The sequence below is a fragment of the Allocatelliglobosispora scoriae genome (assembly GCF_014204945.1).
GTDB classification, from domain to species: Bacteria; Actinomycetota; Actinomycetes; order Mycobacteriales; family Micromonosporaceae; genus Allocatelliglobosispora; species Allocatelliglobosispora scoriae.
Genome location: NZ_JACHMN010000001.1, coordinates 1,147,163 through 1,169,051, shown reverse-complemented (window position 1 = coordinate 1,169,051; position 21,889 = coordinate 1,147,163). Strand labels below are relative to the sequence as shown.

General features: G+C 70.5%; 27 protein-coding genes. 14 read left to right on the top strand and 13 right to left on the bottom strand.

What is annotated here, in order from left to right; genetic code table 11:
* Positions 1-196 precede the first annotated feature (196 nt).
* Positions 197-3,751 (top strand): ThuA domain-containing protein, encoded by a 3,555-nt coding sequence (locus F4553_RS05270; protein WP_184832748.1) that lies wholly within the window; start codon positions 197-199, stop codon positions 3,749-3,751.
* A 167-nt stretch (positions 3,752-3,918) separates the two neighbouring features.
* Here the strand turns inward: F4553_RS05270 and F4553_RS05265 are convergent, their stop codons facing one another.
* Genes F4553_RS05265 through F4553_RS05255 form a run of 3 tightly spaced genes read right to left on the bottom strand, consistent with a single transcriptional unit; the run spans position 3,919 to position 5,254 of the window.
* Positions 3,919-4,281 carry a hypothetical protein gene (locus F4553_RS05265; protein WP_184832746.1) on the bottom strand — a complete coding sequence of 121 codons (363 nt, stop codon included), beginning with the start codon at positions 4,279-4,281 and terminating at the stop codon, positions 3,919-3,921.
* Positions 4,278-4,652 carry an SRPBCC family protein gene (locus F4553_RS05260; protein WP_184832744.1) on the bottom strand — a complete coding sequence of 125 codons (375 nt, stop codon included), beginning with the start codon at positions 4,650-4,652 and terminating at the stop codon, positions 4,278-4,280. The genes F4553_RS05265 and F4553_RS05260 overlap by 4 nt, the downstream gene beginning before the upstream one ends.
* Entirely contained in the window at positions 4,649-5,254 is a 606-nt protein-coding gene (locus F4553_RS05255; protein WP_184832742.1) for an ArsR/SmtB family transcription factor, read from the bottom strand. The genes F4553_RS05260 and F4553_RS05255 overlap by 4 nt, the downstream gene beginning before the upstream one ends.
* Before the next feature lie 145 nt (positions 5,255-5,399).
* Between F4553_RS05255 and F4553_RS05250 the strand changes: the two genes are divergently transcribed.
* Both F4553_RS05250 and F4553_RS05245 read left to right on the top strand, forming a co-directional pair.
* Positions 5,400-5,633 (top strand): hypothetical protein, encoded by a 234-nt coding sequence (locus F4553_RS05250; protein WP_184832740.1) that lies wholly within the window; start codon positions 5,400-5,402, stop codon positions 5,631-5,633.
* A 64-nt stretch (positions 5,634-5,697) separates the two neighbouring features.
* Positions 5,698-6,042, top strand: coding sequence for a DUF2795 domain-containing protein (locus tag F4553_RS05245; protein ID WP_184832738.1), 345 nt, complete (start codon positions 5,698-5,700; stop codon positions 6,040-6,042).
* A 71-nt stretch (positions 6,043-6,113) separates the two neighbouring features.
* Here F4553_RS05245 and F4553_RS05240 read toward each other — a convergent pair whose 3' ends face one another.
* Together F4553_RS05240 and F4553_RS05235 are read right to left on the bottom strand one after the other, a co-directional pair.
* The gene (locus F4553_RS05240; protein WP_184832736.1) at positions 6,114-6,683 is read right to left on the bottom strand and encodes a DUF3618 domain-containing protein; all 570 of its coding nucleotides are present in this window, start codon (positions 6,681-6,683) and stop codon (positions 6,114-6,116) included.
* Positions 6,680-7,093 carry a phage holin family protein gene (locus F4553_RS05235; RefSeq protein ID WP_184832734.1) on the bottom strand — a complete coding sequence of 138 codons (414 nt, stop codon included), beginning with the start codon at positions 7,091-7,093 and terminating at the stop codon, positions 6,680-6,682. Before F4553_RS05235 ends, F4553_RS05240 begins: the two co-directional genes overlap by 4 nt.
* Before the next feature lie 119 nt (positions 7,094-7,212).
* Between F4553_RS05235 and F4553_RS05230 the strand changes: the two genes are divergently transcribed.
* Complete coding sequence (locus tag F4553_RS05230; protein ID WP_184832732.1) at positions 7,213-7,746, top strand: TlpA family protein disulfide reductase; 534 nt, start codon at positions 7,213-7,215, stop codon at positions 7,744-7,746.
* Positions 7,746-8,588 carry a cytochrome c biogenesis CcdA family protein gene (locus F4553_RS05225; RefSeq protein ID WP_184832730.1) on the top strand — a complete coding sequence of 281 codons (843 nt, stop codon included), beginning with the start codon at positions 7,746-7,748 and terminating at the stop codon, positions 8,586-8,588. Before F4553_RS05230 ends, F4553_RS05225 begins: the two co-directional genes overlap by 1 nt.
* On the opposite strand, the gene F4553_RS05220 is transcribed toward F4553_RS05225, so the two are convergent.
* A complete protein-coding gene (locus tag F4553_RS05220; protein ID WP_184832728.1) occupies positions 8,575-9,006 on the bottom strand; it encodes an ASCH domain-containing protein in 432 nt (143 codons plus the stop codon). The genes F4553_RS05225 and F4553_RS05220 overlap by 14 nt on opposite strands.
* 121 nt (positions 9,007-9,127) lie before the next feature.
* On the opposite strand from F4553_RS05220, the gene F4553_RS05215 reads away from it, so the two are divergent.
* The 6 genes from F4553_RS05215 (at position 9,128) to F4553_RS05190 (ending at position 12,380) form a co-directional block, all read left to right on the top strand.
* The gene (locus tag F4553_RS05215) at positions 9,128-9,649 is read left to right on the top strand and encodes a hypothetical protein (protein WP_246465822.1); all 522 of its coding nucleotides are present in this window, start codon (positions 9,128-9,130) and stop codon (positions 9,647-9,649) included.
* A 37-nt stretch (positions 9,650-9,686) separates the two neighbouring features.
* A complete protein-coding gene (locus tag F4553_RS05210) occupies positions 9,687-10,268 on the top strand; it encodes a DinB family protein (RefSeq protein WP_184832726.1) in 582 nt (193 codons plus the stop codon).
* A 270-nt stretch (positions 10,269-10,538) separates the two neighbouring features.
* Positions 10,539-11,261 carry a GAF and ANTAR domain-containing protein gene (locus F4553_RS05205; protein ID WP_312875097.1) on the top strand — a complete coding sequence of 241 codons (723 nt, stop codon included), beginning with the start codon at positions 10,539-10,541 and terminating at the stop codon, positions 11,259-11,261.
* Complete coding sequence (locus F4553_RS05200; protein WP_184832723.1) at positions 11,258-11,434, top strand: ANTAR domain-containing protein; 177 nt, start codon at positions 11,258-11,260, stop codon at positions 11,432-11,434. The genes F4553_RS05205 and F4553_RS05200 overlap by 4 nt, the downstream gene beginning before the upstream one ends.
* A 36-nt stretch (positions 11,435-11,470) precedes the next feature.
* Entirely contained in the window at positions 11,471-11,917 is a 447-nt protein-coding gene (locus F4553_RS05195; RefSeq protein ID WP_312875096.1) for a DUF427 domain-containing protein, read from the top strand.
* A 166-nt stretch (positions 11,918-12,083) separates the two neighbouring features.
* The gene (locus F4553_RS05190) at positions 12,084-12,380 is read left to right on the top strand and encodes a hypothetical protein (RefSeq protein ID WP_184832719.1); all 297 of its coding nucleotides are present in this window, start codon (positions 12,084-12,086) and stop codon (positions 12,378-12,380) included.
* On the opposite strand, the gene F4553_RS05185 is transcribed toward F4553_RS05190, so the two are convergent.
* Together F4553_RS05185 and F4553_RS05180 are read right to left on the bottom strand one after the other, a co-directional pair.
* On the bottom strand, positions 12,377-12,946 hold the full coding sequence (locus tag F4553_RS05185; RefSeq protein WP_184832717.1) for a hypothetical protein: 570 nt from the start codon (positions 12,944-12,946) through the stop codon (positions 12,377-12,379). The two genes, F4553_RS05190 and F4553_RS05185, sit on opposite strands and share 4 nt — an antisense overlap.
* Positions 12,947-13,027: 81 nt before the next feature.
* The gene (locus F4553_RS05180) at positions 13,028-14,323 is read right to left on the bottom strand and encodes a PP2C family protein-serine/threonine phosphatase (protein WP_184832715.1); all 1,296 of its coding nucleotides are present in this window, start codon (positions 14,321-14,323) and stop codon (positions 13,028-13,030) included.
* A 346-nt stretch (positions 14,324-14,669) separates the two neighbouring features.
* On the opposite strand from F4553_RS05180, the gene F4553_RS05175 reads away from it, so the two are divergent.
* Complete coding sequence (locus F4553_RS05175) at positions 14,670-14,993, top strand: YciI family protein (RefSeq protein WP_184832713.1); 324 nt, start codon at positions 14,670-14,672, stop codon at positions 14,991-14,993.
* Positions 14,990-16,222, top strand: a complete 1,233-nt coding sequence (locus tag F4553_RS05170; protein ID WP_184832711.1) for an RNA polymerase sigma factor — start codon at positions 14,990-14,992, stop codon at positions 16,220-16,222. The genes F4553_RS05175 and F4553_RS05170 overlap by 4 nt, the downstream gene beginning before the upstream one ends.
* Here the strand turns inward: F4553_RS05170 and ligD are convergent.
* Positions 16,210-17,172, bottom strand: a complete 963-nt coding sequence (gene ligD / locus F4553_RS05165) for a non-homologous end-joining DNA ligase (RefSeq protein ID WP_312875095.1) — start codon at positions 17,170-17,172, stop codon at positions 16,210-16,212. The two genes, F4553_RS05170 and ligD, sit on opposite strands and share 13 nt — an antisense overlap.
* A gap of 140 nt (positions 17,173-17,312) precedes the next feature.
* Here ligD and polX point away from each other — a divergent pair, with 140 nt between their 5' ends.
* On the top strand, positions 17,313-19,043 hold the full coding sequence (polX, locus tag F4553_RS05160) for a DNA polymerase/3'-5' exonuclease PolX (RefSeq protein ID WP_184832709.1): 1,731 nt from the start codon (positions 17,313-17,315) through the stop codon (positions 19,041-19,043).
* Here the strand turns inward: polX and F4553_RS05155 are convergent.
* Genes F4553_RS05155 through F4553_RS05140 form a run of 4 tightly spaced genes read right to left on the bottom strand, consistent with a single transcriptional unit; the run spans position 19,040 to position 21,836 of the window.
* Positions 19,040-20,230 (bottom strand): MalY/PatB family protein, encoded by a 1,191-nt coding sequence (locus F4553_RS05155; RefSeq protein ID WP_184832707.1) that lies wholly within the window; start codon positions 20,228-20,230, stop codon positions 19,040-19,042. The two genes, polX and F4553_RS05155, sit on opposite strands and share 4 nt — an antisense overlap.
* A 38-nt stretch (positions 20,231-20,268) precedes the next feature.
* On the bottom strand, positions 20,269-21,009 hold the full coding sequence (locus F4553_RS05150) for a metallophosphoesterase family protein (RefSeq protein ID WP_184832699.1): 741 nt from the start codon (positions 21,007-21,009) through the stop codon (positions 20,269-20,271).
* Positions 21,006-21,251 carry a BON domain-containing protein gene (locus F4553_RS05145; protein WP_312875093.1) on the bottom strand — a complete coding sequence of 82 codons (246 nt, stop codon included), beginning with the start codon at positions 21,249-21,251 and terminating at the stop codon, positions 21,006-21,008. Before F4553_RS05145 ends, F4553_RS05150 begins: the two co-directional genes overlap by 4 nt.
* A 9-nt stretch (positions 21,252-21,260) precedes the next feature.
* Complete coding sequence (locus tag F4553_RS05140) at positions 21,261-21,836, bottom strand: nucleotidyltransferase domain-containing protein (RefSeq protein ID WP_184832697.1); 576 nt, start codon at positions 21,834-21,836, stop codon at positions 21,261-21,263.
* Positions 21,837-21,889 lie beyond the last annotated feature (53 nt).

Here is a 21,889-nt window from a genome sequence, read left to right as displayed (position 1 = left end):
GTTGACCCATTGACGGACCCGATCCGCTGGGTCAGGCTGGGCCACACGCATATCGAGTGACCTACAGGTGTCGATGTATGGGTGGACCGTCCAGTCCGTCCGCATCGGAGTCACCCGGGAGCGACCATCAGTGCTGTCGTCGCGGCGGACGCAGCTCACGCCCCTACCTGCATCACTCCCCAAAGGAGATCCGCTCATGCGCCGCCGCAGATCGATCCTCTGCGCCCTGGTCGCCCTCGTCACGGGATTCACGATGTGGGCACCGGCAACGCCGGCCGCCGCAGCACCCGTGTTCCGGGCCCTGGTGTTCAGTGAAACCGCAGGCTACCGGCACGACTCCATCGCCGCCGGTGTGTCCATGTTCAGCCAACTCGCCACCGCGAACAACTTCGAGGTGGTCTTCTCCGAGAACTCGACGGCCTTCACCACCGCCAATCTCGCCACCTTCGACGTCGTCGTCATGTTCCAGACCTCGGGCATGATCTTCGACAACGACGCACAGCGGCAGGCGATCCAGGCGTACGTCGCCTCCGGCAAGGGCCTGGTCGCGATCCACAACGCCACCGACATGGGCATCGACACCGAATTCCCGTGGTGGGACCAGACCATCAACGCCGGTGCGCACATGACCGCGCACTCGCCCGGCTCCCTGCAGGGCTTCGCCCGCGTCGCCGACAAGGTGCACCCGTCCACGGTCGGCCTGCCGGACAACTGGCAGCGCACCGAGGAGTGGTACAACTTCGACCGCAACGCCCGCGGCGACGTTCACGTCCTGCTCACCGCCGACGAGCGCACCTACAACCCGGGTGGCTCGGCGATGGGTGCCGACCACCCGATCTCCTGGTGCCGCGACGGCGCCGGCGCGAAGGTCTGGGCCACCGCGATGGGCCATGACATCGCCTCCTACAGCGAGACCAACTTCCGCAACCACATCCTGGGCGGCGTGAAGTGGGCGGCGGGCAACCTGCCCGGCGACTGCGGCGGCACGGTCTGGGGCAACTTCGAGAAGGTCAGCCTCGACCAGAACACCGTCGACCCGATGGCGCTGGGCATCGCCCCCGACGGCCGGGTCTTCTACGTCCAGCGGGGCGGCAAGATCGCCGTCTTCAAGCCCGGCACGCAGCAGACGGTCACCTCGGGCCAGCTCGACGTCTACACCGGCGGCGAGGACGGCCTCGTCGGCATGGCGCTGGACCCGAACTTCGCCACCAACAACTGGATCTACCTCTACTACTCGCCGCGTACCAGCTCGACCGACATCAACCGGCTCTCCCGGTTCACGATCAACGGCGACACCCTGGACCTCGCGAGCGAGAAGGTCCTGCTCGACGTGCCGGCATACCGCGACCGCACCTTCGCCGAGCCCGGCCACACCGGCGGCTACGTCGCCTTCGGCCCGAACGGCAACCTCTACCTCTCCACCGGCGACGATTCGCCGCCCAACCTGGACCCGGCCTGGCAGGGCTACGCCCCGCTCGACTGGCGCCCCGGCAAGAGCTTCCTCGACGCCGCCCGCTCCGCCGGCAACACCAACGACCTACGGGGCAAGATCCTGCGCATCCACCCGGAGACGAACGGCACCTACACCATCCCGTCGGGCAACCTGTTCGCGCCGGGCACCGCGAAGACCCGGGCCGAGATCTATCTGATGGGCTTCCGCAACCCGTTCCGCTTCGAGGTCGACCAGCAGACCGGCTGGGTCAACCTCGCCGACTACGGCCCCGACCGGGGCCTGCCCACCACCAACCGCGGCCCCGAGGGCCTCGTCGAGCTCAACGTCGCCAAGCAGGCCGGCAACTTCGGCTGGCCGTTCTGCCACGGCAACAACCAGGCCTACGCGCCCTACAACCCCGACACCGGCGTCGTCGGCGCGAAGTTCGACTGCAACAACCCGGTCAACGACTCGCCCAACAACACCGGCCTGCGGGTGCTCCCGCCGCTGGTCCAGCCCCAGATCTGGTACGGCTACGGCGCCTCACCCGAATTCCCCGAGGTGGGCAGCGGCGGATCCGCACCGATGGGCGGGCCGGTCTACCGCTACAACGCGGCGAGCACCTCCACGGTGAAGTTCCCCGCCTACTACAACGGCGTGCACTTCTTCTACGAGTGGTCGCGCAACTTCGTCAAGGAGGTCCACTTCGACGCCAACGCCGGGCTGGTGAAGATCAACCCGTTCCTGCCGGCGGGCAACTTCATCAAGCCGATGGCGATGCGGTTCGGCCCCGACGGCGCGCTCTACGTACTCGAGTGGGGCTCCGACTTCGGCGGCGGCAACAACGACTCCGGGCTCTACCGCATCGACTACGTCCGCGGCGGCCGGGCACCGATCGCCAAGGCGTCGGGCACCCCGACCAACGGCATCGCCCCGCTCAACGTGGCCTTCTCCAGCGCGGGCTCCGGTGACCCGGACCCGGGCAACACCATCACCTACGCCTGGGACTTCGACAGCAACGGCACCGTCGACTCGACGGCGGCGAACCCGACGCGTACCTACAGCACCAACGGCAACTTCACCGCCAAGCTGACCGTCACCGACAACACCGGCCGGTCGTCGTTCGCCAACGTGCCGATCACCGTGGGCAACACCGCCCCGGTCGTCACGGTCACCGGCCCGCCCAACGGCGGCATGCTCGACTTCGGTCAGCAGGTCGCCTACAGCGTCAACGTGACCGACGCGCAGGACGGCACGGTCAACTGCGCCAACGTCATCGTCAACCCGGCTCTCGGGCACGACGACCACGAGCACGGCACGACCGACCTGCCCGGCTGCAGCGGCACGATCGCCACCGACCAGCTCGGCGGCCACCCGGACGGCGCCAACCTGTTCTACGTCATCAACGCCCGCTACCAGGACAACGGCGGCGCGGGCGGCGCGGCCCGGCTCACCGGTTACGGCAAGTCGATCCTGCAGCCCAAGCACAAGCAGGCCGAGTTCTACACCGGACAGTCCGGGACCCGGATCATCGCCCAGGCCGGAGCCGAGAGCGGCAACCGGATCGGCGACATCAGCAACAACGACTGGGTGATGTTCGACCCGATGAGCCTCTCGGGCATCACCACCGTCAGCTACCGGGTCTCCTCCCCGAACACCGGCGGCTCGATCGAACTGCGGGCCGACACCCCGACCGGTACGCTGCTCGCCACCGCCACGGTGCCCAACACCGGCGGCTGGGACAACTACCAGTCGACGGCGACGGTCAACGTGGGAGCGCTCAGCGGTACGCACAAGCTCTACATGGTCTTCAAGTCCGCGACCGACAACTCCTTCGACCTCGACTCCTTCACCTTCGGTGGAGCGGGCGTCGGCACGGGGAGCGGCATCGCGGGCCGGACCTACACGATGGCGGCGGTGCACAGCAACAAGCTAGCCGACGTCAGCGGGGTGTCGACCGCGGACAACGCGACCGTCGTCCAGTGGCCCGCCACCGGCGGGAACAACCAGAAGTGGCAGGCGGTCGACGCCGGCGGCGGTGCCGTGTACCTCAAGGCGGTGCACAGCGGCAAGTGCCTGCAGGCCACCGGCGGCTCCACTGCGGACGCGGCGGCGATGGTGCAGCTCACCTGCAACAACTCCAACGCGCAGAAGTGGCAGGGGATCGCGACCGGAACGATCGGGGTCTACCAGCTCAAGTCCGTCAACAGCGGTAAGTGCCTGGATGTCAACGGCGCCTCCACCGCCGACAACGCGGCGCTGATCCAGTGGCCGTGTCACACGGCCACCAACCAGCAGTGGCGCCTGACCCAGGCGTAGCACCGACAGCTCTACTGGCACCAGCACCGCAGGTCGCGCTGCCCGGCGTGGCCTGCGGTGTGCGCTCGCGCAGCACCGACCCTGTCCGTTGTGGGACCAACTCATGAAGAGTTGGTCCCACAACGGACAGGGTGCACCGGCGCAGGACCGGTCGGCCGACGCGGTGATCAGGCCGCGACGCCCGCGAGCCAGGCCTGCCACGCCTCGGTCTCGGCCGACGGGTCGCGGTCGTCGAAGTAGTGCGCGGTGGCGAAGACCATGTCGTTGTAGCCGTGGATCAGCGTGTAGAGGGCGTCGTCGGTCCGCATGCCCACGAAGCTCGTCGAGACCACGACCTCGACGGTGCCGTCGACCGGCTCGATCCCGGGCACGCTGAGCCGCGCCGGCTGACCGTCCGCCGCGTCCGTGCCGGCGCCGACCGCCGCCGTCATCGCCGCCCACGGGTCCTTGACGATGGGTCCCGGCAGGAACAGCGAGTTCGTCGCGGTACGCGGAGCGAAGTGCTTCAGATAGACGGCGAGCTTCGTCATGTAGGCGTGGTCGCCGACGGACAGCCCGTTGTATTCGGCCTCCCAGTCGTCGCCGAGCAGGCGCTGTGCACGAAGCGCACCAGCGCTCCGCCGCCGTCGCGTGACTCGATGAGCCACTCCATGGCCATGAACGTGCCGTCCGGGTTCCGGTCCTCCTGCGTCGCGTAGTGGCGACCAGGCTCCCAGGCCGTGATGGTGGAGCGGGACGTCTCGCCGAACATGGTGAACGTGCTGGCCTTGGCGGCGCTGTCGACCTCGGTGCGTCCCATGAGCCAGGAGTCGACCCCCGGCCCCGAGGCGATCGCCTCCCACACCTCGTCGGGCGTGGCGTCGACGGTGAACTCGTCGCGGACCTCGAATGGATGCGTCATGGCTGGTGCTCCTCTGCTGGCGGGTCGGCGTCTTCGGTGATGCCCGGGTGCACCGCGACGATGAGGCGGTGCGGCCGACCGGTTTCGGAATGATATTTGCTGATAATCAGGGTGAGTGCTTCCGTGAGCTCGCCCACGAACGCGGCGCGATCGGCCGGCTTCGCGAATCGCACCTCGGCGTCGAGGCCGAACGTGGCGAGCGGCTTGCCGGCCCGTGCCGCCCCGTTGATGAGCGCGCCCGTCTCCCGCACGAGCCGCGCGGCGAGCGCGAGCAGCCAGCGCGCGGAGAGCCGATCGGGCGACCGGGCCGGATCGGGCGCGACCGCGGCGAGCGCGGACGGCGAGATCACGTAGGCCGCGGCGGAGGCCCGGACGACCCGCTCGGTCATGTTGCCCTTGCGGCGCTCCTCGACCAGCTCGACCAGGCCGTGCTGCTCCAGGGTCTTGACGTGGTAGTTGGCCTTTTGCCGGGAGAGCCCGAGCCGGGCCGCGAGCGTGGTCGCGGTGTGCGGCTCGGCCAGCTCAGCGAGCATCTGGGCCCGGATCGGATCGAGCGAGACCTCCGCGGCGGCGGCATCCTCGATCACTGCGACATCCTGCATGCTCCCCAATCTAGCCACCGACAATTTTTGTTGTCAAGGAAACAAAGAACTGTCCGGAAGAATTTTCTTTCCCTGGGATGGGCCTGCGGCCGGGTGGTCCCATGGAGGGGACCGGCTCTCCGGCTTCTCGCAATGGGGGACAGCGATGACCAGCACATCGTCCGACGGATCGGCGCAGTTGGCGGAGATCGACGGCCAGATCGAGGAGCTGCGCGGCCAGGCCGCGTCCCTGCGGGAGCAGATCGGCCCGAACGGGGACGGCGCGACCGAGCCGGAGGAGCGTGCCGCGGTCTCGGCCAGTGCCCTGGAGCTCGACACGATCATCGGCGAACTCCAGGCCAGGCGAGACCGGCTCGCCGCGGAGTCGGGCGGAGGCTGAGACAAGCCTGAGCACCCCGCCGATCTAGGTGTTTGGCGACGATCTGCATGGGTATGGTCGCTCTATGACCACTGATGCGCAGCCAACGGCCACCCATACCGATCCGCAGCTCAACGCCGGTTTCTTCGACGAGGATGCCGTGCCGGCGGAGAACACCGTCGGCCGGGACGGCGTGATCGACGAGCACGAGACCGACCCCGAGCGGCGGGAGCTGCGAGCGGAGATCGGCAAGTACGTCTCGCTCGCGACCTTCCCAGCCACGTCGCTGACGCTGATCGAGTCCGCCACCGCCAACCGGGCACCGGACGAGGTCCTCGACGAGCTGCGGGCACTGCCCGAGGACCGCAGCTTCGAGACGGCCCGCGACCTGTGGCTCGAACTCGGCCTGGAAGTCGCCGAGCGCTTCTGACCGTCGCCCACGCAAAAACGTCCCCGCCGGGAGCTTCCCGGCGGGGACGATCGGGTGCTTGATCAGGCAGGTCAGCGCCTGCGACGCGTCGCCACGATGATGACGAGCGCGACACCGGCGGCGATCGCGTAGGGCAGCGGGTTGCGGCGAACGCGGTCGACGAGCGACTCGGCGGTCTGGACCGCGTCGACCGCGACCTGGTTGACCTCGTGGCCGACCGCACTGCCGACCTGGGCCACGGTGTCCTTCGCCGTCGAGGCGAGGTCCTGGGCCGTGGCGCCGAGGTCCTGAGCGGTCCCCTTGACCGCGTCTCCGGCGCTGAGCGCCATGGCGCCCGCGACCGCGGCGGTCTCCTTCGCCGCGCTGCCGGCCTCCGTCACCTTCTGCTTCGCCGCTGTACCGGCCTCGACGACCTTCTCCTTCGCGACGGCGGCCGTCTCCGCGGCCTTCTCCTTCACCGCGGCCCCGGCCTCCGTCGCCTTGTCCTTCGCGGCGCTGACGCGCTTGCCGACCCGGGCCGGGACGTCCGCCTTCGCCGCCAGCGCGGAGACCGTTTCACTGAGCGCGGCTCGGTCGGCCGCGACATCCGCCGCGATCTGCGACACGGACGCGGGGGTGTCGACCTCTTCAGGCTTCGTCATCGCCCTTCCCTCTCCTTGACTGCGTGTTCCATGGTCTCGATATCGGTGCGGATGCTGTCGATGGCACGATCCGGTGTCGGCGGCAGCGCACCGGTCAGCTTCTTGCGTCCCAGCAGCGCCGCGATCCCGGCGGTGATGGCGAGCGCGATGGCGACGACGAGCGCCGCCAGCCAGCCGGGCATCGCGTAGGCGAGTCCCAGGCCCAGACCGACGAGGGCGGCGGCTGCGGCGTACCAGCCCGCTGCTGCGGCACCGGCGAGCAGGCCCGCGCCGTACCCGGCTGACCTGGCCTTCTCGCTCAGCTCCGCCCGCACCAACCGCATCTCGTCGCGGATCAGCGCCCCGAGCTGCTGCTCGGCCCGCTGCACCAGCTCCGCGGTCGAGAGTTCGGACATCCGGTCGTCAGCCATGGTGATTCCCTACCCAGCCCCGGCGGGCGCGAAACTCCCCGACGAGCACAAACACCGCCAGACATCGATCGCACACGATGAGTTGGTGCCTCGTCGGCGCGGCGACGAGACTCGATTTCATGACCCATATCGTCAGGAAGGCCGTCATCGCCCTGCTCGCCGCCGGGAGCATCGGGCTCGCCGCCTGCGGCACCGCCCCGAGCCCGGCCGCACCCGTCGGCCAGCCGCCCGCCGCAGATCAGCAGCAGGTCCCGGCGACCCTGGACTGGATCTCCACCACCGTCGACGGCAAGCCCTTCAACGCGGCCTCGCTGGCGGGCAAGCCCGCCGTGCTGTGGTTCTGGGCCTCCTACTGCCCGGACTGCCAGGCCGACGCCGCCGCGATCAGCGCCCTGCAGCAGCAGTACGCGGGCAAGGTGACCTTCGTCGGGGTCGGCGGGCTCGGCAGCGGGACCGCCGCGATGAAGACCTTCGTCACCACCCACCGGCTCACCGGCTTCACCCAGCTCGCCGACGACACCGGAACCGCCTGGAAGCTCTTCGGCATCCCCGTCCAGCGCTCCTACGTGCTGCTCAACGCCGATGCCCAGATCATCCAGTCCGGTCCGCTGACCCCGGCCGCGCTGCGCACCAAGCTGAACAGCCTGGCCTGATGTCGTCGGCGCCCTATCCGCTCGCCCTGGCGGCGGGGGTGCTGGCGGCGGTCAACCCGTGCGGGTTCGCGCTGCTGCCGGCGTACGCGACGATGGTCCTCGTCGACGACGCGGCCCGGCGGCGGCGCCCCCTCGCCGCACTGGCGCGGGCCGTGGCCCTGACCGGCGCGATGACCCTGGGGTTCGCCGCCGTCTTCGGTGCGTTCGGGCTGCTCGCGGCCCCGGCCGCCGACTGGCTCGCGGCCCGGGTGCCGTGGCTGACCGTCGGCATCGGACTCGTCCTGGCCGGTCTCGGCTGCTGGCTGCTCGCCGGGCGCGACCTGCCCTCGCCCGTGCCCAAGCTGGCCCGGGCGCCCCGGCTGGACCGAGGGCTCGGCTCGATGGCGCTCTTCGGGGCGTCCTTCGCCGTCGCGTCGCTGGGCTGCACGATCGGCCCGTTCCTCGGCGTCGTCGTCACCAGCTTCGACACCGGCACCGTCGCCGAGGGCGCCGGGCTCTTCCTCGCCTACGCCGCGGGGATGGCCCTGGTCGTCGGCACCGTCGCGGTCGCGGTGGCGCTGGCCCGCGACTCGCTGCTGCCGCGCCTGCGCCGCGCGGCCCACGCGCTGCACCGGCTCTCCGGACTGATCCTCCTGACCGCGGGGCTCTATGCCGCGTGGTTCGGCTGGTACGAGATCCGCCTGCGGCACGACCCCGCCACCGTGGATCCGATCGTGGCGCGTGCCGGAGCGGTCCAGTCGTGGCTCGCCGCCACCGTCCACGACCTCGGCCCGGCGGCGTGGCTCTGGGGGTTGGCCGGGCTCGTCGCCCTCACCGCGGTGGCGGCGCTCAGGCGGCGCTGACCTCCGCCGCCGGCAGCAGCCGGAAGCGCCGCGTCAGCACCGGGGTGTCGTCGTCCACAGTGAAGTCGGCGCCGAGCTCCGCGCGCACCTCGTCGCTGTGCCAGAACCGCTCGTGCCCGGCCCGCCACTGCGCCACCGACTCGTCACCCTCGCCCTCGTCGATCGCGTGCGCCAGATCCACATCGGCGAGCCGGACCACGCGCACCTCGGTCAGCTCGATCGCCGCGACCCGACCGCCTGCGGAATCGACGACCGCGAGCAGCTGCCCGGCCTCGGGAAGCGGCTCGCCATCGTGCTCGTAACCCGCGACCAGGGCGGAGGTAGAGGTCTTCGCCCCGGCGAGGATGGCGGCCACCAGCTGGTCCCGCAGCTGCCCGGGGAATCCGAATTCGACCACGGGAAGCTCATCCAGGCGCATACCCGCGAGGCTACCCGCCCTCAGGCCTTCCGAGTCGCACCGCGCATCGCCGCCACCGAGCGTCCATCTCCGACGATGGTGGCATGCTGGTCGCACACGCGGACACACCGGGGAGGCGGCGATGGTCGACGACGGCGACGGGCTGGCGGGGTCGCTCGCCGCAGCTCTGGCGGAGCTCTCCTTCGCCGACCTCGACGCCGATCAGGTCACCGCGTTGCTGATCGACACGGTGGTGGCGTGGGGCGAGGCGGCCGGTTGGCGGGTCTACCGGCGGGCCCGCAGCGTGATGACCCTGCCGCCGCCCTACGCCGACCGGCACTCGTGGGTCGACGTGGCGTGCGCCCGGGCCGGTGCGGCTCCGGTCGTCGTCGAGGTGGACCACGCGGATCGACGCCGCACGATCGATAAGCTGACGCAGGAGGCGCAGGCCGGTCGGGTCGCGCTCTGGGTCCGCTGGGGGAGCCCGCCGTTCGCCGAGCCGCCGCCGCCCGTGCGGCTCGTCGCGTGCCCGGTCGTCACCCGGCGCGGTGGTGGCAAGCAGTCCTTCTCGTCGCCGCAGCCCGAACTGCCCGCGCCGTCGCACAGCGGTCCCGGGCTGGACGCCGGTGAGCAGCCCGACCTCTTCGGCGGCGTGGAGCCGTGACCTTGCCGGTCACCTCCGGCGCTGCGATGCTGGGGCGATGAGCGGATCATTGCCTCGGAACGACCTGACGGACTACCTGCGCGAGGCCCGGGTCGCGCTGCTGTGGAAGCTCGACGGCCTCTCCGAGTACGACATCCGGCGCCCGCTGGTCCCGACCGGCACCAACCTGCTCGGCCTCATCAAGCACGTCACCAGCGTGACCGCCGGGTATTTCGGCGACACCTTCGGCCGGTCGATCCTGCCGCCCCGCTGGCCCGCCGATGACGCGGAGCCCAACGCGGACATGTGGGCGACCGCCGACGAGTCACGGGCCGACATCGTCGCCCTCTACGAGAAGGTCTGGGCGCATGCCGACGAGACGATCGCCTCGCTGCCGCTGGACACGGTCGGCCGGGTGCCGTGGTGGCCGGAGCACGACAACGAGGTGACCCTGCACCACGTGATCGTCCGGATGATCGCCGAGGTGCACCGGCACGCCGGCCAGGCCGACATCGTCCGCGAACTCATCGACGGAGCGGCCGGGCGCCTGCCGGACACGCCTGACCTGGCCGTGGAGAACGGCGCATGGTGGCAGGCCTACCGTGACCGCCTGGAGCAGGCCGCCCGCGAGGCAGCCTGACCCTGCGGCCGGCCCTGTCCGCCGTCTCTACGATCAAAACATCGTCAGGCTACGCGGCTGTCCGCCACCCTTCCAGCGGCCCTGTCGTCCAAGATGCGCGCCATCCGACCGGTGGTAAGGTCCGAAAAGGGCTGGTGATGCCATCGGCCTGGCTACCCCGGCCCCACGGTGGCACGCAATTCCTTTTCGGAAGGTAGCCATGCCCACCATCGGTCGTGCACCCGGGCCCTGTGCAGCACCCCGGTGCGCCGGTGCCGACCCGGGGTGCCCGTGAGGGACCGTTTCCAGCAGGTCGAAGACCTCATCGAGGCCGAGCCGATTGCCGACGGCGACGGGCCCGGTGCGGTGGGCGGGCTGCGGCGGCTGTGCGCGGCGACGGCGCGAGCCCTGAGCGCCTCCGGTGCCGGTCTGACCGTCATGGTCAAGACCGGGCTGCGGGCGGTGACGGCGGCCTCCGATCCGGCCACCGAACGCCTCGAGGAGCTGCAGCTGACCCTGGGCGAGGGTCCGTGCATCGACGCCTACGCGTTGCAGCACCCCGTGCTCATCCCGGACCTGGACCAGGCGATGGCCCGCTGGCCGGCGTACTCGCCCGCGGTGCGGGAGGGCGGGGTCGGGGCCGTCTTCGCGTTCCCGTTGCAGATCGGGGCCGCCCGCCTGGGCATCCTCGACGTGTTTCGCACCGAGACCGGCATGCTCACGTCCGACGAGCTCGTCCTCGCGCTCACCTTCGCCGAGGTCGCGGTCACGACCCTGCTCGACGGGCAGGACCACGCCGAGACCGACCACCGCCACGGCTGGCCCGACGATCCGCTGGGTTCGCGGTCGGAGCTGTTCCAGGCACAGGGCATGGTCATGGTGCAGCTCTCGACGACCCTGGCCGACGCGATGGTCCGGATCCGCGCCTACGCCTACGCCAACGACCGGCGACTGAGCGACGTCGCCGGTGACATCGTCGCCCGCCGGATCAGCTTCGACGGGCAGCTCCCATGAGCGCCTCACGGACGATAAAAGCGACTCGACACGGAAGAAGAACGCGGGGCGTCACCGTCGACGAGGCGTTCGTCCTGATCCGCGCATACGCCCGGCGCAGCAACCAGCGCCTCGGGGACGTCGCCCAGGCCGTCGTCGCCGACCCGACCGTTCTGCCAGGGCTGTTCGCGTAGGTGGTGTCGGCCCGGCCCAGGTGCCAGGATGGAGTGGTGACCGAGTCTGTCTGGGATTATCCGCGTCCGCCCCGCTTGGAGCCGAACACCCGCCGCATCGAGGTGATCCACCACGGTGTGACGATCGCCGCCACGTCAGGCGGCTGGCGGGTCCTGGAGACCTCCCACCCGCCGGTCTTCTACATCCCGATCGCAGATGTCCGCCGCGATCTGCTGAAGCCGTCGCAGCGCAGCTCGTTCTGCGAGTTCAAGGGCGCCGCGTCCTACTGGAACCTGCACCTGCCCGACGGCACGGTCGTGCCCGACGTCGGCTGGTTCTACCCCGACCCCACCGATGCGTTCGCCGAGATCAAGGACGCGGTGGCGTTCTACGCGAGCCGGATCGACACCGCGACGGTCGACGGCGAGGTCGTCACGCCGCAGGCAGGGCGTTTCTACGGCGGCTGGATCACCGCGGAGATCGTCGGCCCCTTCAAGTCCTGACGCCTGCCCCTGCTGCTCTGGCACGGGGTGGCACGGGTCGTGCAGGATGGTGCTCATGGTCGGTGCTCTAATGCGGTCGGTGCTCGGGGCTTTGCTGGTCCCCGGATTCTCGCGTCGGCCTCGCCCCCGTCGGCGTCCCGACGGATCGGTCGCGGTCCCTGGACTGGTGCACGGCTTCGATTCGCCCTTCGAGCAGGACGGTTGGCTCGGCGGGCACCTGGTCTTCACCTCGACGGAGGTGACCTTCTCGGTCGACGCCGACGGCGCCGTCGCGCTGCGGAGCATCCCGCTCGCCGGGGCGACGGTGTCGGTGGGCCCGCCCACGGTGCCGGAGCGGCGCAGCCTCGGCAGCCGTCGCGTCGCGCGCATCGTCACCGGCGACGGCCGGTCCTTCGCCGTCGCCGTCGATCATGGATTCGAGGACGCCCTCCAGCCGCGCCGTGCCGTGCGGTCGGGCGACTAATAGACGGCGATGGCGAAGAGCAGCACGAGCAGCGCGATGCCGCCGAGCACCCAGCTGATGACGGCGATGCGCAGCATGCGGCCGTCGGTGAAGACGGCGAGCAGCGGGCGTTCGCCGGAGGTCATGCCGTCCCGAGAGTGCGGGAACAACTGCCCGGCGCAGGCGGCGAACGCGATCGGCAGCAGGGCGCAGCACAGCCAGATGACGAAGAGCGGGCCGGGGTTGGGGGGCGACTGGTCGTAGATGGGGGACCCGGATGTCGTGCCTGCCAGCGGCCAGGCGAGCAACGCGATCACCAGGCCGTAGACGGCGAGCAGACCCGTCGCGACGATGGCGGGCGCGAACCGGTCCCGGCGGCCGATCTCCGGCAGGCCGTGCAGGACGAGGCCGATGGCGAGGGTCATGAAGTAGAAGGCGACGATCAGGAAGCCCTCGGTGCTCAGGGCTTGGCGGACGTAGTAGCGCCAGTTCTCACCGCCGTCGTCGACGACGAGCAACGCCGCGAAGATGTAGCCCGCCACCATCGCCACCAGCGCGAGGAACACCCGTGTGGCGACCCGTGTCATGTCCCCGGTTCTGACCGCTTGATCGCTCATGGCCGATACGGTAACGGGTCGTGCTCGGATCCGAATAGAGGTGGAGAAGCCCTACCGCGGTTGCAGGGCGAGCAGGGCGGTGTCGTCGGAATAGCCTGGGGCGAAACGGTTCGCGGCCTCGGCGATGCTGATGACGGCCTCCTGCGCGGTGAGGCCCCGGGTCGCTGCGAGGGATGCGGCGAACTCCGTGTCACCGAACTGCCGGCCACCGGGCAGCCGCCGCTCGGTGAGCCCGTCGGTGTAGAGCAGCAGCAGGTCGCCGGGGTCGAGGTGGACGTCGACATCGGTGAGGCTGATGCGGGGCAGCGCGCCGAGGAAGGTGCCGAGCACCCCGACGGCGGCGACGGTGCCGTCGGCTCGGCGTACCAGGGGCTTGGGGTGTCCGCCCAGGCACAGCCTCCCGTCCAGGCCGGTGCCGGTGACGCGGAAGGTGGCGTACGCGGCGGTCAGGAACCTGCCGTTGATCCCGTTCGCCGCGAACAGGGTGCGGTCGAGGTTGGCGAGCACGGCGCTGGGCTGCTCGAAGAAGTTCGCGTCCGCCCGCAGGGTGTGGCGGGCCAGCGCCGCTACCTGCGCGGCCTCGACGCCGTGGCCGCAGACGTCGCCGATCGCCGCACCCCACCCGTCGGGCGTGCGGAACAGGTCGTAGAAGTCGCCGACGACCTCCGTGGTCCCGGCGGCGGCCTGGTAGAAGGCGGCGACCTGGACTCCGGGGACGGCGGGCAGGATCGGCGGCAGCAGGCTCGCCTGCAGCGTGCGGGCGAGCGCGACCGCGTGCTCATGGGCGGCGGTCATGTCGACGAGGCGTTGCTCGGCGACGCTGAGCGCCTCGCGGAGCGCGATCTCCTTGGACGCGGCGCGCGACAGGGTGTCGAGGGTCCGGAGTTCCCGCTCGGTCCAGTGCCGGGGTTCGTGGCTGACGACGCAGAAGCCGTCGATGATCTCGCCGTTGGCGCCGCGGATCGGGTAGCCGGCCCAGGCGCCGATCACGAGCTTCGTCACGGTCGGGTTGTCGCGCACCCGGGTGTCGGCGGCGACATCATCGAGGACGACGGGGCCGTCGGCGGCGATCAGGTACTTGCAGAAGCTGTCCCTCACCGGGTTCTGCCGCTGCGTCACATCGCCGATCTCCAGGCCGATGCTGCTCTTCCAGTACGAACGGGTGTCGTCGACGACGGTGATGAACGCGAGCGGGACCTCGGCGATGAGCGTGGCGAGGCGGGCCAGCTCGTCGAAGGCGTCCTCCGGGGAGGTGTCCAGCAGGCCGGTGGCCCGCACCGCAGCGAGCCTGACCGGGTCGAAGACGCCGGCCGGGATCTCGTGCGGACCCGGTAGCAGGAGGGTCATGCCGACCGCCTTCCGTGCGCCGTCGCTGACTGACGTGCGACGCTGAGGGGGGTCTGGCCCGAGCACGCGCCTGCAGTCTATGCACCTACCGCTTTTGCTGTCGCGGCCAGGCTCACCGGTCGGGGTCTCGCCACGCGGTGACGGACATCGCCCCGGAGGCGACCGTGAGCGCGATGCCGGGAAAGAGCACGAAGGTCGAGTTCGCCGGCAGGACCTACCTCCGTCGCGCGTTGGCCGAAACCTTCGTAAGGAAATCCGGGGCGGTGTCGGGTCGGGGGAGAGTGGTTCGTAGTAAGGGTGAGCGGCCGCCCGCGAGGGGCGCCCCGAACCACAGGAGATGATCTAGATGCAGTACCTGCTTTCCGTGATCTTCGACGCGGCCGATCTGGCCACCGACGACGAGATGGCCGCGATCGACGTGTTCAACGACCGGCTCCAGGCCGAGGGTCACTGGGTGTTCGCCGGCGGTCTCGGGGTGCCCGACACGGCCACCGTCATCGACAACCGGGGCGGGGAGGCGCTGTTCACCGACGGGCCCTTCCTGGAGTCGAAGGAGTTCCTCGCCGGCTTCTGGATCATCGAGGCCCCCGACCTCGACGTGGCGCTCAAGCTCGCCGCCGAGGGGTCGAAGGCGTGCAACCGCAAGGTCGAGGTGCGTCCGTTCCTGTGAGCGCGATCGACGTCCGGGCAGCGATCACCCGTGCCCACCAACAGGAGTGGGCCCGGGTGGTCGCAGCCCTGACCAGGCGTTTCGGTGACCTCGACATCGCCGAGGAGGCTGCGGCAGAGGCGTACGCGACCGCCGTCGAGCGGTGGCCGGCCGACGGCGTACCCCCGAATCCCGGCGCCTGGCTGACCACCACCGCCCACCGCAAGGCCATCGACCGGATCCGGCGCGAGAGCAAGCGCGACGACAAGCAGAAGGAGGCTCAGCTGATGTATGTCGACGAACCGCCCGAGCCTCTGGGCGCCATCGACGACGATCGACTCCGGCTGATCTTCACCTGCTGCCACCCGGCGCTCGCGATGGAGACCCGGGTGGCGCTGACGCTGCGGATGGTCGGCGGTCTGACCGTGCCCGAGATCGCCCGTGCCTTCCTGGTGCAGGAGACCGCCATGGAGCGGCGGATCACCCGCGCGAAAGCCAAGATCAAGGATGCCCGCATCCCCTATCGGGTGCCGGGTGCGGAGGATCTGCCGGTACGCATCTCCGGCGTACTCGCCGTCCTGTTCCTCGTCTTCAACGAGGGCTATCTGGCGACGGGGGCCGGCACCGATCCCGTTCGCCACGATCTGACCGCCGAGGCGATCCGGCTCACCCGCCTGATCCGCGCCCTCATGCCGGCCGACGGCGAGGTGGTCGGGCTGCTGGCGCTGATGCTGCTCACCGAGGCCCGCCGCACCGCCCGGGTCTCGGCGAGCGGCGAACTCGTCACCCTCGACGAGCAGGACCGCGGGGCCTGGGACCCGGTTCTGATCGCCGAGGGGCACCGGCTGGTGCGGGAACGAATCGCCGCCCGGGTGGCTCCGGGGCGCTACCAGATCCTCGCCGCGATCAGCGCCGTGCACACCTCCGCCCGCGATGTACGCGATACGGACTGGTCGCAGGTCGTCGCCCTCTACAACCAGCTCGTCCGCCTCGACCCGTCGCCGATCGTCGCCCTCAACCGGGCCATCGCGGTCGCCGAGCTGGACGGCCCGGAGGTGGCGCTGGCGGCCGTCGACCGCCTCGGCGACCCGTTGGCCGGCTATCACGCCTACCACGCGACCCGCGCCGACCTGCTGCGCCGGGTGGGCCGCAGCCGGCAGTCGCGCGAGGCGTACGACAGGGCCATCGAGCTGGCGCGCAACACCGCCGAGATCGCCTACCTGACCCGCCGCCGCGATCAGCTGGGATAGGCCAGAGCTATCTCGTCCGGGTGCCGGTCGGGGCGCAGACCGCGCCAGCTCGGATGGCGCAGCCTGCCGTCCGGGGTCCAGTTGCGGAACTCGACCTCGCCGACGAGCGCGGGCCGGGTCCAGCGGGCCGCCCTGGCGTACTCCCGGGGGATCTCGCCGGTGAACGGGGAGCCGGGCTGCTCCAGTCCGGTCAGCAGGGCGAGCAGGTGGTCGAGGGCCGCGTCGGTGAAGCCGGTGCCGACGTTGCCGACATACGCCAGGTCGCCGCGATCGTCGTGCATGCCGAGCAGCAGCGAGCCCAGGGTTGCGGCGCGGCGGCCGGAACCGGGGGTCCAGCCGCCGATCACCACCTCGGTCGTCTGCCACAGCGGTGTCTTGATCCAGGCGTGGCTGCGTCCCGGGTGGTAGGCCGAGTCGAGGCGCTTGGACACGACGCCCTCCAGCCCGGCCTCCTTGGCGGTGGCGAGCACGTCCTGGCCGGGCACGTCGGTGAACCAGGGCGGGGTCAGCACGTGGGGTGCGCTCAGGGCCAGGTCGTCGAGGAGCTCCCGGCGCCGCGAATAGGGCAGGGCGGTCGTCGGTACGTCGAAGTGGAGCAGGTCGAAGACGTAGAGCGCGATCGGGACGGCGGCGACGAGGTGAGGGCTCGGCGTGCGTACGTGCATGCGTTTCTGGATCTCGGCGAAGCTCGGCGCGCCGCCCGGCCCGAGCGCGACGATCTCCGCGTCGAGCGTGGCCGCGTGGCCCGCGAGCAGCGGGACCAGCGACGCCAGCTCGGGGTAGCTGTCGGTGATCTCGGCGCCGTTGCGCGACACGATGCGCAGGTGCGGCCCGGCGACGCTGACGATCGCGCGCAGGCCGTCCCACTTGAACTCGAATCCGAACCCGGGCATGGTCGGCACCGGACCGGCCGTGGCGAGCATCGGCAGGACGACCGGAGGCAGCTCCACGGCCCCATTCTCGCCAGGACCCGCCCCTCCCTGTCACGTTTTGCAGCAAAGCGTGGCCATCTCGGCACGGGAGGCCACGCTTTGCTGCAAAACGTGACAGGGAGGCCGCTGTGTCGGTGGGCGACCATAGGATGGTGGCCATGGCCCGAGCCAACGACACGGTCGCCCGGCTGTTCCAGGAGTACGCCGACCTGATCTGGATCAACGGTGGCGACGCCTTCAAGGCCAGGGCCTATGAGAAGGCGGCGCGGTCCATCGCCGGGCACCACGACGACGTCGCCGTGCTCGACCTCGCCGGGCTGCAGCAGATCCCCAACGTCGGCAAGAGCACCGCGGTGAAGATCGCGGAGTTCCTGCGTACGGGCAGCGTCGTCGAGATCGAGGAGCTGCGCGAGCTGATCCCCGCCGGGGTCCGCGAGCTCACCGCCATCCCGCACCTCGGCCCGAAGAAGGCGATCACGCTGCACCGCGAGCTCGGTGTCTCGTCCGTCGCGGAGCTCGTCACCGCGATCGAGGAGGGCCGGCTCATCAGCATCAAGGGCTTCGGCCCCAAGTCCGGCGAGCAGATCATGCACGGCATCGAGCTGCTCGCCACCGGTGCGGGCCGCGTCATGGTCTCCACCGCGATGGGCGTGGCAGAGCGGATGGTGGGCGCGCTGAGCGCGATCCCCGGCACCTTGGCCTGCATGTACGCCGGTTCGCTGCGCCGGATGCGCGAGACGATCGGCGACGTCGACATCCTCGCCGCCGCCGAGGACTCGACCGGCCTGATGGACGCCTTCGTCGGGCTGCCCGGTGTCGCCGAGGTGATCGTGCGCGGGCCGAAGAAGACCTCGGTGCGGATGGCCGACGCCAACCTGCAGGTGGATCTGCGGGTCGTCCCGCCCGGCGCCTGGGGTGCCGCGCTCGTCTACTTCACCGGTTCGCAGGCCCACAACATCCGGCTGCGGGAGATGGCGATCCGGCAGAGCCTCAAGCTCTCCGAGTACGGCCTCTTCCAGGCCGAGGACGGCTCCCTCGTCGCCTCGGAGACCGAGGAGCAGGTCTATGAGCAGCTCGGCCTGCCGTGGATCCCGCCACCGCTGCGCGAGGACCGCGGCGAGGTCGACGCTGCGCTCGCCGAGGGCCTGCCGACCCTGCTGACCGTCGCGGACATCCAGGGCGACCTGCACACCCATACCGACCTCACCGACGGTGTCGCCTCGATGGCCACGATGGTCGCCGCGGCGCAGAAGCGCGGCCTGCGCTACTACGCCGTCACCGACCACGCGCCCGATCTGACGATGCAGCGGATGACGACGGAGAAGATGCTCGCCCAGCGGGTCGAGCTGCGCGAGCTCGCGGCGACCACGTCGATGGCGCTGCTGCACGGCACGGAGCTCAACATCGGCCCCGAGGGCGGGGTCGACTGGGACGCGGAGTTCCTCGCCGGGTTCGACGTCTGCGTGGCGTCGGTGCACTCCCACTTCCGGCAGGACCGCGACGCGATGACCCGGCGCTTCATCCGGGCCTGCGAGAACCCCTATGTCGCCATCATCGGGCACCCGTCGACCCGGTCCATCGGGCGCCGCGAGCCCGTCGACGCCGACTGGGACGCGGTCTTCGCCGCCGCGGCCCGGACGGGGACCGCGTTGGAGATCAACTGCTTCCCGGATCGGCTTGATCTGCCCGATGAGCTGGTGTTCCGGGCCCGGCGGCACGGGGTGAAGTTCGCGGTCAACACCGACTCGCACGCCACCGGGCACCTGGCGAATCTGCGCTACGGCGTCGGCATCGCCCAGCGGGGTTGGCTGAGCAGCGAGGACGTCATCAACGCCTGGCCGCTGGAGCGGCTGCAGGCCTTCATCGCCGCCCAGCGCGCCGGTTCCTAACCGGACAGTGCGGTCGCCATCCGGCGGACCGCCTCGCGGATCACGGCCGGTGAGGTGCCGATGTTGAGGCGGACGTGGCCCGCGCCGCCGGTGCCGAAGAGCTCACCCGCTACCAGGGCCACCCGACCCCGCTGCAGGAAGAACGCCGCCGGGTCACCGTCGATCCCGAGCCCTCGGCAGTCCAACCACGCCAGGTAGGTTCCCTCCGGTTGCCGGTAACCGATCTGCGGCAGCTCCCGCCCGAGCAGCTCGCCGAGGAGCCTGCGGTTGCCGTCGATCGCGGCGAGGACCTCGTCGAGCCACGGACCGCCGTGACGCAGGGCGGCCACGTGCGACACGACGCCGAAGTGGCTCGTCGCCTCGGACGCGATCTCCGGCAGCCGGGCCAGGTCGCCGAGCGCCTCGGTCCCGGCGACGAGGATTGCCGCCTTCATCCCGGCGAGGTTCCACGCCTTCGACGCGGACATGATCGACAGCCCGGCCGGATCGACGTCGAGGTAGGGGGTGAAGGCCGCACCGGCCAGCACCAGCGGTGCGTGGATCTCGTCGGCGACCACCCGGACGCGATAGGCGTGGGCCAGCTCGGCGACCCGGGTCAGCTCGTCCCGGGTGTGCACGGCGCCGGTCGGGTTCTGCGGATTGCAGAGCAGGTAGGCGCCGTTGCCCGGCTCCTGGAACGCGGCCTCCAGGGTGGCGAAGTCGATCCGGCCGTCCGGGCCGAGCGGGGCCTCGACCACGCGGCGTTCCATGTGCTCGATGGTGGGGAAGAAGGGATGGTAGACGGGCGGGTTCACCACGACGCCCGCACCGACGTCGGAGATGAGCCGCACCGCCTCCACAACGCCCGTGATGACGTCCGCGACCGGCCTGGCCTGCGCGATGTCGAACCGCCAGCCCCAGCGCTCGGCGGCGAAACCGGCGAGCGCCTCGGCGTAGTCGGTGCCGAACGCATAGCCGGTGTCGCCGCGCTCGATCGCCTGCCGCAGGGCCGCCGTGACCGGTCGGGCTAAGTCGGCGTCCATCTCGGCGACGAACACCGGCAGCACGTCGGGCGGGTAGCGGCGCCACTTCTCGCTGGTCCGGCTGCGAAGCTCGTCGAGGGTCAGCCTGTCGAGAGGATTGCTCACGTCGGGATCATCCCACTGATCTGGAGGACACGTCTGGTTCGGGGAACCAGGCGCAATCATGGCGGACGATTACGGATGGTTCCCCGAACCAGACGGGATCATGGAACGGCCAGCGCGTGGCGGTCGTCGTCGAGGTGGAACACGGCGTACGCCTGGCGCAGCACCGGCTGGGCGACATTGCGTACCCGGATGCCGCCCGGTGTGCGTCCGCTGGCCTTGCCCGCGTGGGCGTGCCCGTGCACCGCGAGCGCCGTGGGCGCCGCGTCGATCGCCTCTCCGAGCAGGTAGGACCCGAGGAACGGGTAGATCTCCGGCGGCTCGCCCATCAGCGTCTCCGGGATCGGGGCGTAGTGGGTCAGCGCGATGATCACATCGCTGCGCAGGCTCCGCAGAGCGCCACGGAGCCGGTCGGCGCTCTCCTCGGTGGTCCGCACGAAGTTCTTCATCTCGCGCTCGCCGAAGGCGCTGGCGCACTTGCCGGCGAACCCGCCGCCGAAGCCCTTGACCCCGGCGACTCCCACGGTCACGCCGCGGCAGTCGATCTCGACGGAGTCGCCCTCCAGCACCGTGATCCCGGCGTCGGTGAGCACCTTGGTGACGAGGTCGCCGGAGTCGCTGTGGTGGTCGTGGTTGCCGAGCACCGCGATCACCGGTATGCCCAGCTCCCCGAACTCCTTGGTCACGCACTCCGTCTCCTCGACGGTGCCGTGCCGCGTCAGGTCACCGGCGAGCAGCAGCACGTCGGCGAGGTCGGGCAGTTCCTCCAGCGCGGCCCGGTAGCGACCCAGCACATCGGTGTCCATGTGCACGTCGCCGACCGCCGCGATCCGGACAGTCACAGCGCCTCCGGTGCCGTCGGTGCGTGCGCGGGCAGCACGCAGATGTCGTTGTGAACGGCGAGCCCGGGGAAGTGCCCGGACACGGCTGCGGCGATGGCGTCGCGCCGCTCGTCGCTCTGCACGTCACCACGGAGCACCACCGCGTCGTCATTGCAGAAGATCTCGATGCCGAGCTCGGCGATCTGCCCGTCCTCGGCGAGCATGCGCTGGATCTCGGCGTCACTGCACCTGTTGGTGGTCACGACGACCTCCTATTCCTGTTCTCCGTGCCGCCGGTGCGGCAGCACGTCGAGCTGTTCGAGCAGGAAGAGAAACGACCGGGCGTAGGGCGACGGCTTCGTGTCGGCGCGCACGCGCTCCCAGTCGATCTGCTCCCGCAGGGAGCGGGCCAGCGGCAGGGCCCGCGTGTAATCGCAGTACTGCTCGGTGAAGGAGAGCAGCTTGTAGGACATGAGCGTGGTCGCCGACAGGACCGGCATCTCGATCGCCTCGACCCGCATCAGCGTGGTGTCGGCGAGCGTCGCGTCGGTGACCGGCAGCCCGACGGGCTCGAAGATCAGGTCGACGAGCCGGTGCTGGTCATAGACCTTGACCAGCCAGTCCTCCGGCGGGCGCTCCGTGGAGAAGCCGGCGGCGGCGAGCAGCTTGAGCGCCTTGTCGGCGTCCTCCCGCCGGATCAGGAAATCCACGTCGTGCTCGCTGCCGCTGCCGCCCCGGGCGTAGACGGCGAAACCGCCGGCGAGGGCGAAGGGCACCTGATGCTCCTTGAGCACCGTGGCGGCCCGTTTCATCGTCACCAGCAACTCCGCGCTCACGCTGTTCGGCATGACACTGTGTTACCCCCGGGCCGGAGTGATCACACGCTCAGGATCGTATTTTG

Excerpts from the sequence above, each read along its gene's own strand:
- F4553_RS05270 (WP_184832748.1), top strand. The coding sequence starts at position 197 with ATGCGCCGCCGCAGATCGATCCTCTGCGCCCTGGTCGCCCTCGTCACG.
- F4553_RS05265 (WP_184832746.1), bottom strand. The coding sequence starts at position 4,281 with ATGACGAAGCTCGCCGTCTATCTGAAGCACTTCGCTCCGCGTACCGCG.
- F4553_RS05260 (WP_184832744.1), bottom strand. The coding sequence starts at position 4,652 with ATGACGCATCCATTCGAGGTCCGCGACGAGTTCACCGTCGACGCCACG.
- F4553_RS05255 (WP_184832742.1), bottom strand. The coding sequence starts at position 5,254 with ATGCAGGATGTCGCAGTGATCGAGGATGCCGCCGCCGCGGAGGTCTCG.
- F4553_RS05250 (WP_184832740.1), top strand. The coding sequence starts at position 5,400 with ATGACCAGCACATCGTCCGACGGATCGGCGCAGTTGGCGGAGATCGAC.
- F4553_RS05245 (WP_184832738.1), top strand. The coding sequence starts at position 5,698 with ATGACCACTGATGCGCAGCCAACGGCCACCCATACCGATCCGCAGCTC.
- F4553_RS05240 (WP_184832736.1), bottom strand. The coding sequence starts at position 6,683 with ATGACGAAGCCTGAAGAGGTCGACACCCCCGCGTCCGTGTCGCAGATC.
- F4553_RS05235 (WP_184832734.1), bottom strand. The coding sequence starts at position 7,093 with ATGGCTGACGACCGGATGTCCGAACTCTCGACCGCGGAGCTGGTGCAG.
- F4553_RS05230 (WP_184832732.1), top strand. The coding sequence starts at position 7,213 with ATGACCCATATCGTCAGGAAGGCCGTCATCGCCCTGCTCGCCGCCGGG.
- F4553_RS05225 (WP_184832730.1), top strand. The coding sequence starts at position 7,746 with ATGTCGTCGGCGCCCTATCCGCTCGCCCTGGCGGCGGGGGTGCTGGCG.
- F4553_RS05220 (WP_184832728.1), bottom strand. The coding sequence starts at position 9,006 with ATGCGCCTGGATGAGCTTCCCGTGGTCGAATTCGGATTCCCCGGGCAG.
- F4553_RS05215 (WP_246465822.1), top strand. The coding sequence starts at position 9,128 with ATGGTCGACGACGGCGACGGGCTGGCGGGGTCGCTCGCCGCAGCTCTG.
- F4553_RS05210 (WP_184832726.1), top strand. The coding sequence starts at position 9,687 with ATGAGCGGATCATTGCCTCGGAACGACCTGACGGACTACCTGCGCGAG.
- F4553_RS05200 (WP_184832723.1), top strand. The coding sequence starts at position 11,258 with ATGAGCGCCTCACGGACGATAAAAGCGACTCGACACGGAAGAAGAACG.
- F4553_RS05185 (WP_184832717.1), bottom strand. The coding sequence starts at position 12,946 with ATGACACGGGTCGCCACACGGGTGTTCCTCGCGCTGGTGGCGATGGTG.
- F4553_RS05180 (WP_184832715.1), bottom strand. The coding sequence starts at position 14,323 with ATGACCCTCCTGCTACCGGGTCCGCACGAGATCCCGGCCGGCGTCTTC.
- F4553_RS05175 (WP_184832713.1), top strand. The coding sequence starts at position 14,670 with ATGCAGTACCTGCTTTCCGTGATCTTCGACGCGGCCGATCTGGCCACC.
- polX (WP_184832709.1), top strand. The coding sequence starts at position 17,313 with ATGGCCCGAGCCAACGACACGGTCGCCCGGCTGTTCCAGGAGTACGCC.
- F4553_RS05155 (WP_184832707.1), bottom strand. The coding sequence starts at position 20,230 with ATGATTGCGCCTGGTTCCCCGAACCAGACGTGTCCTCCAGATCAGTGG.
- F4553_RS05140 (WP_184832697.1), bottom strand. The coding sequence starts at position 21,836 with ATGCCGAACAGCGTGAGCGCGGAGTTGCTGGTGACGATGAAACGGGCC.